Consider the following 13054-nt stretch of genomic DNA (forward strand, 5'->3'; position numbering starts at 1 on the left):
GGCCCGCACCCACCACGGCGCGCCTCACCGCGCCGCCGCCGGGCTCGGCGGTGCCGTCGACACAATTCCCGGTGCCGTGGGCGGGGTTTGGCGGCGCCGCGGCCCAGCAGCCGCGCCCTCAGCGCCCGTGGAGCTGGTCGAGCCAGGTGCGGGCGGAGGCATCCGACGGCGAGCGCCAGTCGCCGCGCGGCGAGAGCGACCCACCCGAGCCGATCTTGGGGCCGTTCGGCATCGCGGTGCGCTTGAACTGGTTGCTCATGAACCGCTTGAGGAAGGTCGAGAGCCAGTGGTCGATGGTCGCGGCATCGTAGGCATTCCGACGCTCGTGAGCGATCAGCTCCGACCACGCGCCGCGTTCCCGGTCGCCCCACGCCTGCCCGGCCAGGTAGGCGATCTTGTCGGGGCGATAGCCGAAGCGGGTGAGGTAGTAGAGGAAGAAGTCGTGCAGTTCGTAGGGGCCGACGGTGTCCTCGGTGCTCTGGATCGCACCGTCTTCTCCCGGCGGCACGAGCTCGGGCGAGATCACGTCGTCGAGGATCTCGGCGAGGGTGTCGGTGGTTTCCCGGGAGTACTGGCCGGTGGAAATCATCCACCGAATCAGGTACTGGATCAACGTTTTCGGGACCGACGTGTTGACGTTGTAGTGCGACATCTGATCGCCGACACCGTAGGTGCACCAGCCGAGCGCGAGCTCCGACAGATCGCCGGTCCCGAGGACGATGCCGCCGTGGAAGTTGGCCAGGCGGAACAGGTGCGACGTGCGCTCGCCCGCCTGCACGTTCTCGAAGGTGACGTCGAAGACCTTCTCGCCCCTGGCATATGGATGGCCGAGGTCGGCGAGCATCTGCTCGCACGACGGACGGATGTCGAGCTCGGTTCCACTGACACCGAGCGAATCCATCAACACGTGTGCGCGACGCAGTGTCGCTCCGCCCGTCGCGAACCCCGGCATCGTGTACGCGAGAATGTTGGTGCGCGGCAGGCCGAGTCGGTCGAAGGTGTCGACGGCGACGAGCAGCGCGAGCGTCGAGTCGAGACCACCGGACACGCCGATGATCACCTTCTCGATACCCGTGGCACGCAGTCGGGCGGCAAGGCCCTGCACCTGGATGTCGCGCACCTCGCGGCATCGTTCGTCACGGTCGCCCGCGTCGGCGGGTACGAACGGGAAGCGTGCAACCGAACGGCGCAGGTCGTCGTCGACGTCGAGGTCGCCGAACTCGAAGTCGATGTGGCGCAACGACTTCAGTTGTTCCTTGAGGTCGCCCACCTGGTCGTGGAAGCTGCCCATGCGAATACGTTCCTGCCGCAACCTGTCGAGATCGACGTCGGCGACGATGAGCTGCTCGCTGGTCTCGAATCCCGTACTGCGAGCGAGCAGTCCGCCGTTCTCCGCAATGAGCGCGTCACCGTCCCACGCGAGATCGGTGGTGGATTCGCCGTAGCCCGCGGCAACGTAGACGTAGGAAGCTATGCATCGGGCAGACAAGCTGGTGCACAACGACTTCCGATACGACTCCTTCCCGATCGTGACGGGCGAGCCGGACAGATTGGCGAGCACCGTCGCACCACCGAGTGCGGCCCATGTACTCGGAGGAATCGGCACCCATGCGTCCTCGCACACCTCGAGATGCAGGGCAAAACCGGGTAGGTCGACGGCGTCGAGTATCAGGTCTGTGCCGAAGGGCACCGTTTGTCCGAGGACTGTCACGTTCTTGGTGACGGCGTCGCGCGCCGCGCTGAAGTATCGCTTGTCGTAGAACTCGCGGTAATTGGGTAGGAACGCCTTCGGCACGACACCGAGAATGCGTCCGTCACGCAGCAGTACCGCACAGTTGTAGAGCCCGGCGTCGACGACCAGCGGCAGTCCGACCGCCACCAGTGGACGCAGTCCCTCGCTCGCCGCCACCACCGCCGCAAGCGCCTGGAGGGCAGCGTCGATGACCGCATCCTGTTGCACCAGATCGTCGATGCTGTAGCCGGTGAGCCCCATCTCGGGGAACACGACAAGTGCCGCACCCTCGGCGCTCGCCTGCCGCATCAAGTCGATGGTGGCCTGCGCGTTGGCGGCCGGGTCGGCGATTCGGACGACGGGGACGGCGCCCGCTATGCGGGCGAATCCGTGGCGATAGATGGACACAGCGCAAAGCTTAGTGTGGCTCAGTCGCCGCACACCTCGAGCAGTGTCTTGAGTTGCTCGTCGAATGCGTGGGCGAGCACGTCGATATCGGGGATCTGGTCGGTGCAGCCGAGGATGCCGACGTTGAGCATGCCGTCGGCCGAGAACACGGTGATGTTCAACCCGAGGCCATGGAAGATCGGCCCGAGCGGATACACCCCGGTGACCCGTGCGCCGCAGAAGTAGACGGGGATGTCGGCGCCCGCGACGTTCGACACCGTCACGTTGAAGATCGGCGGATGCTTGAGCGACAGCTTGCGGTCGCCGTAGAACTTCATCAGCGTCGACATCGTGGTGCCCGGCGCGAACTGCGCCCACGCCCGCAGGATGTTCGCGTCGATGTCGGCATGGTGGGCCTTCGCCTTGCGCGAGAGTTCCGCGGCCCGCTCGATTCGTTCGACGGGATCGGCGACATCTGATGCCAGCTGCGTGAACATCCCCGACACCTTGTTCGTGCCCTGGACCATCAAACCGCTGTCGTCTGCTCCATGCACCGACACCGGCACCATGGCGACCAGGGGGCGGTCGGGTAGTTCGTTGTGCGCGAGCAGATACTCGCGTAACGCTCCGCCGGTGATCGCCAGGACGACATCGTTGACCTTCACGCCGAAGCGGTTCTTGACGCGTTTGATGTCGGCGAGGGAGAGCTGCGTGAGCGCGATCGAACGGTGCGGGCTGATCGGACCGTTGAACCGGGTCCGCGGCGCCTGGAACGGCGCGGGCATCGCCTCGTGCGATCGCGCTCGCCGGAACCAGGCGATCGGCACCGCGACCGTCTCCGGGAGCAGCCGGGCCATCGCGATCGGACGTCGGATCAGGTAGTGGACAGCACCGGTCGCCGCCAGCATCGCATGCGACGACCCGCCCGCGGACTGATTCAGAAGATCGGCCTCGAGGTCGGGTTGCTCAGGCGAGAGTGAACACAGTTGGGCCAGCACCTCGGCGCTGCCGACTCCGTCGACCGCGGCGTGGTGCATCCGGAGCATGATCATGATGCGCCCGTTGGACAGGCCCTCGATCACCCACAACTCCCACAGCGGCTTCGCGCGGTCGAGAGTCTGACTAGCCAAGTGGCCGCAGAGTTCGGTGACCTCTCCGATGCCGCCCGGTGCAGGCACGGCAACGCGATGCACGTGCCGGTCGATGTCGAAGTGATCGTCCTCGACCCACGCCGGATGGTCGATGTTGATCAACGAATTGTCGAGTCTGCGGCGGAACTTGGGCGTCGCGCGGACGAGTTGGCGCATCTGATCGCGCACGCGGCCGAACGAGTAGCCGCCCGGAATGGTCGACGGGTCGACCTCGATCAGACCGATCACCTGCATCAGTTGCGATCGCGTCTCCATGTACAGGAACGAGGCGTCCAGACCGCTGAGCCGTTCCATCGAATTCCTCCACATCCTCTGCCCGCCCGCACCGTCGCGGCGGCCCACGTGTCGATCATCCCCGTGGACGGTCGTCGACGCAGTCGAAGCGGGTGAAACGTTCACTCATCCCGCTCCTTGTGGATAACGCCTCGCGAACCCCTGATAGTTCCCTACGATCAGCCCGATGCGCACCGACAACGCCGGACCTGCCCCAGATGCCCGACTAGCAGATTCCCGCTTCTCGCCGACCCCCTTCTCGCTCGACGAGTTGTCCGAGGCCTTCGACGTCTTCGAGGCAACGGTCGCGGAGATCGCCGCGGAGGCGGCCGCCGATCGAGCGGCCGGGCCGTCGGCATGGACGCGGTTCGCCGACCTGTTCACACCGGACGCCGACTACATCGAGCACGCCCTCGGCACGATGCACGGACGGGAGGAGATCCGGCCGTGGATCGTGAAGACGATGACGCGATTCCCCGGCGATCACATGGTTGCCTTTCCCAACCTGTGGAAAGTGTTCGACGCACCCACCGGCCGCGTCATCTTCGAGGTCGACAACCCGATGTGTGATCCCGGAGACGGCAGCGTCATCACCGCAACCAACCTCTCGATCGTCACCTACGCGGGCGACCGACTCTGGCGCTGCGAAGAGGACATCTACAACCCGATGGAGTTCGGCGCGGCGGCGAAGCGCTGGTGTGACAGAGCGCGTGAACTCGGTACCCTTGACGACGACGCTGCTCAGTGGGCGTCGACGTTCGGCCGAGCGTTTCGGGGGTAACGCTCGCGAGCCAGGTTACGACACCGTAAGTACGTACTTGGGTAACGCCTGCTCGGTGCCGTACCCTAATTGACTGACTGCGTCCATGTCGGTGACCGAGCCAGGCATGACAACCAGAGAAGGCGGTCGGATCACCGATTTCCCACCCACCTTCTAATGTGGACCGTTCGGAGGAACGAACTATGGCACGTGAGCTCACTCAGCTCGATCTGCTTCGCGAGTTGGCACCGGTTGCCGAAGAGAACGTCAACCGGCACCTCAAGATCGCCAAGAACTGGAACCCCCACGATTACGTCCCGTGGGACGAGGGCCGCAACTACGCGGCACTGGGTGGTGTCGACTACGAGCCCGAGCAGTCGCAACTCGACGAGGTCGCCAAGGCCGCGATGATCACCAACCTGCTGACCGAGGACAACCTGCCCTCCTACCACCGGGTCATCGCCGACAACTTCTCGATGGACTCCGCATGGGGTTACTGGGTCGGTCGCTGGACCGCCGAGGAGAACCGGCACTCCATCGTCATGCGCGACTACCTCGTGGTGACTCGCGGCGTCGATCCCGCCCAGCTCGAGGCCGACCGCATGGTCCACATGACCAACGGCTATTCGCCTGAGGCCGCCGCGGGCGACCGCGTCGAGGAGATGATGGAGAAGGGCGGCGAGATGGGCCTGCTGCACTCCGTCGCCTACGTCACCTTCCAGGAACTCGCCACCCGCGTGAGCCACCGCAACACCGGTAAGGCCTGCAACGACCCGATCGCCGACAAGATGCTTCAGCGCATCGCCGCCGACGAGAACCTGCACATGATCTTCTACCGCAACATCTGCGGCGCGGGTATGGACATCGCTCCCGACCAGACACTGCGTGCCGTGACCGACATCGTCACCAACTTCCAGATGCCGGGTGCGGGTATGCCGAACTTCCGCCGTCACGGCGTGTTGATGGCCAAGCACGGCATCTACGACCTGCGCCAGCATCTCGAAGAGGTCATCCAGCCGGTCCTGCGCAAGTGGAATGTCTTCGACCGTGACGACTTCTCCGCCGAGGGCGAGCAGACTCGCGAGGAGCTCGCCGCGTTCCTCGAGCAACTCGAGAAGGACACCATCAAATTCGAGGAGATGCGCGACCGCGCCCTCGCCCGCGAAGCCAAGAAGCGCGAGCGTCAGGCTTCCTGACCCGATCGGTGTGACCCTGATTTGACCGCCACGATCCCCTCTTCAGCCGCACCGGCGCCCTCGACGTCCACCGGGGGCGCCGGTGCGCGCTCGGCTGCCCGCGCGACCCCACTGCGGATCGGCACGATCGAATTGGCAAGTCCCGTCGTGCTCGCGCCCATGGCAGGCGTCACCAATGTGGCATTCCGCACGCTGTGTCGTGAACTCGAGCTGTCTCGCACCGGCACCGTGTCCGGCCTGTACGTCTGCGAGATGGTCACCGCACGCGCACTCGTCGAACGGCACCCGGTCACCATGCACATGACCGCGTTCGGTCCGGACGAGAACCCTCGGTCGATGCAGCTCTACACCGTCGACCCGCGCTACACCTACGAAGCGGCGAAGATGATCGTCGACGAGAACCTCGCCGACCACATCGACATGAACTTCGGCTGCCCGGTCCCGAAGGTGACCCGCAAGGGCGGTGGATCGGCCATCCCCTACAAGCGCACGCTGTTCCGACGCATCGTCGCCGCGGCGGTCAAGGCGACCGAGGGCACCGACATCCCCGTCACGGTGAAATTCCGCATCGGTATCGACGACGAACACCACACCCACCTCGACGCCGGCCGCATCGCCGCGGGCGAGGGCGCGAAAGCCGTTGCGCTCCATGCCCGCACAGCGTCGCAGCGCTATTCCGGCGAGGCGGACTGGTCTGAGATCGCACGCCTGAAGGATCACGTCACCGACGTCCCGGTCCTCGGCAACGGTGACATCTTCGAACCGCGTGACGCCGTGGCCATGATGGCGCAGACGGGGTGCGACGGAGTCGTCGTCGGACGCGGTTGCCTTGGCAGGCCATGGCTCTTCGCCGAACTCGCCGCGGAACTCAACGGACTGCCCGCACCCGCCGCACCGAATCTCGGTGAAGTCGCACAGATCATCGTCAGGCACGGCGAATTGCTCGCCGACCACCACGGCGAGGACAAGGGCATGCGCGAGATGCGCAAGCACGTCGCCTGGTATCTGCGTGGATTCCCCGCCGGGTCGGAGATCCGTTCGCGCATGTCACTCGTGTCGACGCTCGACGAATTGCGCGAACTGGTCGGTTCCCTGCCCGCTGACACACCGTTCCCCGACGACGGGCACGGTCCGCGCGGCCGCCAGGGATCACCCGCCAAGGTCGCGCTGCCCGACGGTTGGCTCGACGACCCCGACGAGGACGTCGTCCCCGCGGGCGCAGAGGTGATGCACTCCGGCGGTTAGCGCCGGTGCGTCGAACCGCACTCAGCGGGTTCTTCTCAGGACCGGTCAGTACTATGTCCGAAGGTCCCGCACCGGGGGATCTCAGTTCTTCCTGCGCGCCGCAGCGTTCAGCCCCGACGGGCGGCAGCGTCCACACCGGGGTACGAGGATTTGTCACGTGAGTCGTTGGACACCCAAGCCGCACGGCGACGAGCCGGGCGACCGGGGCGGCGCACGGCCGACGAACGATTCCTCTTCTTCCGGCAGCCCCGACCGTAACGACCCCACGTACGGCAGGCTTCGCGAGCCACGCTCCACCGACCGCTACGTCCGCGGGCGCAGTCGGATGACCGTCCGCGAGCTCATGGAGCAGATGAACGCAGACCCGGATGCGCGGCCCGGACAGTCGGTCGACGACTCGTCGCCCACCGAAGCCATCCCCCGCATCACCGGTCATCGTCCGGGGCGTCGTCGAGCTCAACGCGGCGCCTCCGATCACGCCCCCCGCCCCGACGAACCCCGGTCACGGCCACGGCCACCCGAACAGCCGGGAGCCGGCGAGGTCACGCGCAAGATCCCGATCGTCGGTGCTACACCGGAGCCCGTCGTCGACCTCAGCGACAAGGCGACCACCGAGCGCGTCGTCGAGGAGTCACGGGCCCAGGGGTCTCACGTCGAATCGACGTCCCCCGCCGGCGAGAAGGACCCAGCCCCCGGCTCGACGACCGCCGAGCCGACGTCGGCCCCGACGCCCACCGCTGCGGCGCCGCCTCCTGCCGCCACCCCGATCCCCGACTCCGACGGGGCGCCCGACGGCCCGCCGCTCGAGCCGACACCCGATCTCACCGAGACGATCGCACTACGTTCGCGACCGCAACGTGTGGGACGACGACGCCGCGAACGCTCCCTGCGGCAGAACGCGACGTTCACGGGCCGCATCCTCGTCGCCATCGCCTGTGTCATGGCATTGGTCGGCACCGGCTTCGTCTGGGGCTACCTGAAGTCGTGGAACGGCAACTGGCGGACCATCGCCGCTGTCGATCCCGACGACGCGAACATCCGCAACAAGGACGCACAGTACGGCGACGAGAACTATCTGATCGTCGGCACCGACACCCGCAGCGGCAACAACGGCAAGGTCGGCGCCGGTACCACCGCCGACGCCGAGGGTGCCCGCTCTGACACGGTGATCCTGGTCAACATCCCCGCCAACCGCAGCCGCGTCGTCGCGGTCTCGTTCCCGCGCGATCTGCAGGTCAATCGCCCCGACTGCCAGCAGTGGGACAACAGCTCCGGCACCTACACAGCCGATCTCCCCGGTGCCGACCAGGTCAAACTCAACAGTGTCTACGCCGACGGCGGACCCAAGTGCCTCGTGAAGGTCATCACCGAGATGAGCGGTCTCAACATCAACCACTTCATCGGCATGGACTTCTACGGGTTCGAGAAGGTGGTGCGCGCGGTCGGCGGCGTCGAGGTCTGTTCGACCACGCCGCTCTACGACTACGAACTCGGTCAGATCCTGTCCAAGCCGGGCAAGCAGACGATCACCGGTCGCAAGGCACTCAACTACGTGCGGGCCCGCACCGTGTCGACAGAGGGCAATGGCGACTACGGCCGCATCAAACGCCAACAGCTGTTCATGTCGTCGCTACTGCGGTCGACGCTCTCGGGCAACGTCCTGTCGAATCCGTCGAAACTCAACAGCATCGTCAACACCTTCATCCAGTACAGCTACGTCGACGGCGTCGACACCCAGTCGCTGCTCAAACTCGCCGACTCGATGCAGGGCATCGAAGCGGGCCGTGTGACGTTCCTGACCATCCCGACGTCGGGTACCGCCACGGATGGGTCGAACAACGAGATCCCCCGCACCGACGACATCAATGCGATCTTCAATGCGATCATCGACGACCAGCCGCTCCCCGGCGAGCAGGCCGCGAAGAAGAAGTCGGGCAGCTCCTCGAAGAAGCAGACCACTGCCGCAGGCGCCACGACGACCAGTACGTCGGAGACGCCGACCGCGGTCTCGGCGACCGCGCAGAACCCCGGCAACGTCGGAGTTCGCGTGCTCAACGGCACGGGCAGGGCCGGCCAGGCCTCCGACGCCTCCGACCAGTTGACCGCGCAGGGGTTCGACGTCCGCGGCGTCGCCGACGCGTCCGAGAACCGCAGCGACACCGTCGTGCGATACGGCCCCGGCGAACAGGATTCGGCAGCGACCCTGGCAGCGATGTTCCCCGGCGCGAAGATCCAGAGCGACAAGACCGTCAAGTCCGGTGTCGAGGTGATTCTCGGCAGTGACTTCAGCGGAAGCGTGGGGACGGTCCCGGCAGTCGGGCAGACACTCTCGGCCGAACAGCTGCCCGCGGCGACCAACACCAGCAACCTGCCCAACGACCTCGCCGTGACCAACGCAGGCGACACCACCTGCTCCTGAACAACCCTCACCCGGCGTTCACGGTGTGTTCACCACGCTCGAGACGGTGATCTGGCGCACGCACAGTACCCTTGAGTACATGCGTACCGCGTATCAAGAACAGCTGCATTCACTCAATGCGGTGCTCGGCGAAATGTGCGATCTGGCGGGTTCAGCCATGGACCGAGCCACCCAGGCCCTGCTACAGGCCGATCTCGCCATCGCCGAGGAAGTGCTGTCAGAGAACGACCGATTGTCCGAGTTGTCCGCGCGCGCCGAAGAGCAGGCATTCGCACTTCTCGCGCTGCAGGCTCCCGTCGCCGGCGACCTACGCGGTGTCGTCAGTGGATTTCAGATCGTCGCCGACGTCGACCGTATGGGTGCGCTCGCATTGCACGTCGCCAAGGTTGCCCGGCGTCGCCATCCGGCCAAGGCACTGCCCGAAGAGGTCAACGGATACTTCGCGGAGATGGGCCGGCTCGCTGTCGCGTTGGCTGCCAATGCCCGCGAGGTTCTCGACACTCAGGATCCCGAGGCCGCAGCGCGTCTGCAGGAGGACGACGACGCGATGGACGATCTGCACCGCCATCTGTTCACGGTCCTCATGGATCGCGACTGGGAGCACGGCGTCGCCGCAGCCGTCGATGTCACCCTGCTCGGCCGCTATTACGAGCGCTTCGCCGACCACGCCGTCCTGATCGGTCGCCGCGTCGTGTTCCAGGCCACCGGCCAGACACCCGAGCAGTTCCAAGACGCTTCCTGACACACTCGACGCAACGACGTCGGCGGATCACACCCGGACTCGGGTTGTGATCCGCCGACGTTTTGCGTTGATGAGCTGCGCCTGACTTCACGGCTGACGGTCGGGCGGTCTAGGGTTGGTCGCCATGGGCGTGCACTATCCGGCGGAACCCGATTTCAACGCCGTACCCGACGACGAGGCCGAGCGACACTTCGGTCGGCGGCAGCTGTTCGTCTACGTCGGGGTGACGCTGTCGCTGCTGGCGCTCCTGGTCATCCTGTTGCTCAACATGTGAGCCCGCGCCACACGGCTCGCACTCAGCCGAAGCGACCGGAGATGTAGTCCTCGGTCTCACGCTTGGTGGGGTGCGTGAAGATCGTCTCGGTGTCGCCGATCTCCACCAGCTGACCCGGCTGTCCGACGCCCTCGAGATTGAAGAACGCGGTCTGGTCGCTGACACGCGCCGCCTGCTGCATGTTGTGCGTGACGATGACGATGGTGAAATCCTTCTTGAGCTCACCCATCAGATCCTCGATCGCCAGTGTCGAGATCGGGTCGAGCGCGGAACACGGCTCGTCCATCAACAGGACGTCGGGCGACACCGCGATGGCACGCGCGATGCACAGTCGCTGCTGCTGGCCACCCGACAGTCCGCCGCCGGGCTTGTCGAGACGGTCCTTGACCTCTTCCCACAGGTTGGCACCGCGCAGGCTGCGCTCGGCAACCTCGTTGAGCTGCTTCTTGTTGCGGATGCCCTGCAGCCGCAGACCCGCGACGACGTTGTCGCGTATCGACATCGTCGGAAAAGGATTGGGGCGCTGGAAGACCATACCGATCGTCGTGCGGACGCTGGTCGGGTTGACCTCTTTGGCGTAGATGTCCTCGCCGTCGAGCATCACGCTGCCCACCGCGTATGCGCCGGGGATCTCCTCGTGCATGCGGTTGAGCGTGCGCAGGACCGTCGACTTGCCACAGCCCGACGGGCCGATGAAAGCCGTGATGCTGTGCGGCGGGACGGCGAGCGTCACGTCCTTCACCGCGTGGAACTTGCCGTAGTAGATATTCAGATCTTTGATGTCGAGGCGCTTGGCCATGGCACTACTTTCTCGTGCTGGTGGGGGGCGTCACCTGGATTTGGGCGCCAGGTACTTCGCGAGCAGTGCCGCGATGATGTTGAGAACGGCGATGATGATGATCAGCGTGAGAGCCGCGCCCCAGTAGTAGAACGACGACGCCGGCTGGCTGGCCGCCCACATGTCCTTGATGAACAGCGGCAGCGAGTTCATGCCACCCTCGAACGGATTGGTCTTGACGAGTGAACTCGCCGGACCCGCGAGGATCAGCACCGGGGCCGTCTCGCCCATGATGCGCGCGATCGCCAGGAAGATGCCGCTGAGCATGCCCGACAGCGCGGTCGGGATCACGACGCGCATGATCGTCTTCCACTTCGGGATGCCGAGCGCGTACGACGCTTCGCGCAGTTCGTCGGGAACCAGTTTGAGCATCTCCTCCGACGACCGCACGACGATCGGGACCATCAGCAGGATCAACGCGAGACTCACCATGAACGCGCTCTGTCCCATGGAGAGTCCGATGACGAACACCGTGAAGATGAACAGGGTGGCCACGATCGACGGAACGCCGGCGAGGATGTCGACCATGAAGCTGACGGGTTTGACCAGCTTCGACGTCGGATACTCGACGAGGAGGACCGCGGTGAGCACCGCGATCGGGACGGAGATGATCGTCGCGACGAGCGCCTGGATGACCGAGCCGACGATCGCCGGGGCGATACCCGCGCCGTAGTCGGTCGTCGTGTCCACCGCATACGCATCACCGAACCACCAGTGCGGATCGGTGATGGCACTCGCGCCGTTGGAGATCACGGTCCACAGCAACCACACCAGCGGGATCACGCCGAGGGCGAAGCAGGCGAAGAAGGCGATGCGCGCTCCGTTGTTCCGGATTCGACGGCTCAGTGAGATCTCTCGGAACGCGGACGGGTGCTGTTTGACGGGTCCGCCGCCCGCGCCTTTGTCCAGTGCGATGCTCATCCGTTGACCTTTCCGCCTGCGACCACGCGGGCGATCGCGTTCACCACGAACGTCAGGAGGAAGAGCACCAGTCCGGCGGCGATGTAGGCGCTCTGCGTGTCCTGGCTACCGACGAACTCGCCGACGTCGCGAGCGATCTTCGACGCGAACGTGTCGCCACCCTCGAACAGCGACCATTTGAGACGACCGACCGCCGCACTCAGGATGATCATCACCGCGATCGTCTCGCCGAGAGCACGACCGAGGGCGAGCATCGCCGCGGCGATCATGCCGGAGCGACCGTACGGGAAGGACGTCATCCGGATGACCTCCCATTTGGTCGCGCCGAGCGCGAGAGCGGCTTCTTTCTGCCCCGGTGGCGTCTGCCGCAGCACCTCTCGGGTGATGGACGTGATGATCGGCAGCATCATGATCGCGAGCACGACTCCGGCGGTGAAGATCGTGCCTCCACCGCGCACCGACGTGCTCCCGGCGGAGAACAGGAAGAACCAACCCAGGACGTCGTTCAGCCATCCGGCGACCGGTGCGATGACGGGAGCGAGGATGTAGATGCCCCAGAGTCCGAAAATGATCGACGGCACCGCGGCGAGCAGGTCGATCACTGCCGCGAGCGGTCGGGCGATCTGTCGAGGTGCGTACTCCACCAGGAACACCGCGATCCCGATGGCGATCGGCGTGGCGATGACCAGGGCGAACAGCGAGGTCAGCACCGTCGCACGGAACAACTCCCAGATACCGAACCGCACGGTGTCGTTGTCGAAGTTCGACGAACTCACGTCCCAGTCGGAGGAGAAGATGAAGTTGCCGTGATTCGCCACCATCGCCGGTATGGCATTGATGATCAGCGCAATGCCGATACCGGCGACGAGGACGACGACGAAGAAGCCCGTACCCCGGGCGAGATAGGAGAAGATGCGGTCGCCCATGGCACCGCGGTGACTACGCAGGCCCGGGTGGATCTGCTCGTCGAGTTGCTCGTCGGAGTCGGCGGGCAACTGCTCGGGCGATTCAGGGGGCTGCGCGCCGGGTTCGGGCGGGGTCTCCGCCTTCCCCCGGCCCACACCGGTGGTGTCATCCACAGACATAACTCATATCGCTTCTCAGTCGGTGATCTTC

General features: G+C 65.5%; 11 protein-coding genes. 6 read left to right on the plus strand and 5 right to left on the minus strand.

The annotated features are described in order from the left end of the window. Nucleotides 1–118 precede the first annotated feature (118 nt). Together LK459_RS04730 and LK459_RS04735 are read right to left on the minus strand one after the other, a co-directional pair. Complete coding sequence (locus tag LK459_RS04730; protein ID WP_227922009.1) at nt 119–2140, minus strand: NAD(+) synthase; 2022 nt, start codon at nt 2138–2140, stop codon at nt 119–121. Between the two features lie 20 nt (nt 2141–2160). Continuing rightward, entirely contained in the window at nt 2161–3564 is a 1404-nt protein-coding gene (locus tag LK459_RS04735) for a WS/DGAT/MGAT family O-acyltransferase (RefSeq protein WP_227922011.1), read from the minus strand. 166 nt (nt 3565–3730) lie between these two features. Here LK459_RS04735 and LK459_RS04740 point away from each other — a divergent pair, with 166 nt between their 5' ends. The 6 genes from LK459_RS04740 (at nt 3731) to LK459_RS04765 (ending at nt 10179) form a co-directional block, all read left to right on the plus strand. Then, on the plus strand, nt 3731–4324 hold the full coding sequence (locus LK459_RS04740; RefSeq protein WP_227922012.1) for a nuclear transport factor 2 family protein: 594 nt from the start codon (nt 3731–3733) through the stop codon (nt 4322–4324). A 182-nt stretch (nt 4325–4506) separates the two neighbouring features. After that, nucleotides 4507–5499 (plus strand): acyl-ACP desaturase, encoded by a 993-nt coding sequence (locus tag LK459_RS04745; protein ID WP_007239271.1) that lies wholly within the window; start codon nt 4507–4509, stop codon nt 5497–5499. 111 nt (nt 5500–5610) lie between these two features. After that, nucleotides 5611–6744 carry a tRNA dihydrouridine synthase DusB gene (dusB, locus tag LK459_RS04750; protein WP_265416871.1) on the plus strand — a complete coding sequence of 378 codons (1134 nt, stop codon included), beginning with the start codon at nt 5611–5613 and terminating at the stop codon, nt 6742–6744. Between the two features lie 157 nt (nt 6745–6901). Next, the gene (locus tag LK459_RS04755; RefSeq protein ID WP_227922018.1) at nt 6902–9163 is read left to right on the plus strand and encodes an LCP family protein; all 2262 of its coding nucleotides are present in this window, start codon (nt 6902–6904) and stop codon (nt 9161–9163) included. Between the two features lie 79 nt (nt 9164–9242). Then, a complete protein-coding gene (gene phoU / locus LK459_RS04760) occupies nt 9243–9905 on the plus strand; it encodes a phosphate signaling complex protein PhoU (RefSeq protein ID WP_039993068.1) in 663 nt (220 codons plus the stop codon). Between the two features lie 124 nt (nt 9906–10029). After that, nucleotides 10030–10179, plus strand: a complete 150-nt coding sequence (locus LK459_RS04765; protein WP_227922020.1) for a hypothetical protein — start codon at nt 10030–10032, stop codon at nt 10177–10179. A 22-nt stretch (nt 10180–10201) separates the two neighbouring features. Here the strand turns inward: LK459_RS04765 and pstB are convergent, their stop codons facing one another. From pstB to pstC, 3 genes are read right to left on the minus strand one after another with little or no spacing between them, the layout of a single operon-like run. Beyond that, a complete protein-coding gene (gene pstB / locus LK459_RS04770) occupies nt 10202–10978 on the minus strand; it encodes a phosphate ABC transporter ATP-binding protein PstB (protein ID WP_007236721.1) in 777 nt (258 codons plus the stop codon). A 30-nt stretch (nt 10979–11008) separates the two neighbouring features. Continuing rightward, nucleotides 11009–11938: a phosphate ABC transporter permease PstA gene (pstA, locus tag LK459_RS04775; RefSeq protein WP_007236720.1), complete on the minus strand. Its 930-nt coding sequence runs from the start codon at nt 11936–11938 to the stop codon at nt 11009–11011. Further along, the gene (pstC, locus tag LK459_RS04780) at nt 11935–13023 is read right to left on the minus strand and encodes a phosphate ABC transporter permease subunit PstC (protein WP_007236719.1); all 1089 of its coding nucleotides are present in this window, start codon (nt 13021–13023) and stop codon (nt 11935–11937) included. The genes pstA and pstC overlap by 4 nt, the downstream gene beginning before the upstream one ends. Nucleotides 13024–13054: the final 31 nt, after the last annotated feature.

The organism is Gordonia otitidis, from assembly GCF_020735545.1.
GTDB lineage: Bacteria > Actinomycetota > Actinomycetes > Mycobacteriales > Mycobacteriaceae > Gordonia > Gordonia otitidis.

Coding starts and splice junctions, on each gene's coding strand:
- LK459_RS04735 (WP_227922011.1), bottom strand. CDS start 3,564: ATGGAACGGCTCAGCGGTCTGGACGCCTCGTTCCTGTACATGGAGACG.
- LK459_RS04740 (WP_227922012.1), top strand. CDS start 3,731: ATGCGCACCGACAACGCCGGACCTGCCCCAGATGCCCGACTAGCAGAT.
- LK459_RS04745 (WP_007239271.1), top strand. CDS start 4,507: ATGGCACGTGAGCTCACTCAGCTCGATCTGCTTCGCGAGTTGGCACCG.
- phoU (WP_039993068.1), top strand. CDS start 9,243: ATGCGTACCGCGTATCAAGAACAGCTGCATTCACTCAATGCGGTGCTC.
- LK459_RS04765 (WP_227922020.1), top strand. CDS start 10,030: ATGGGCGTGCACTATCCGGCGGAACCCGATTTCAACGCCGTACCCGAC.
- pstB (WP_007236721.1), bottom strand. CDS start 10,978: ATGGCCAAGCGCCTCGACATCAAAGATCTGAATATCTACTACGGCAAG.
- pstA (WP_007236720.1), bottom strand. CDS start 11,938: ATGAGCATCGCACTGGACAAAGGCGCGGGCGGCGGACCCGTCAAACAG.
- pstC (WP_007236719.1), bottom strand. CDS start 13,023: ATGTCTGTGGATGACACCACCGGTGTGGGCCGGGGGAAGGCGGAGACC.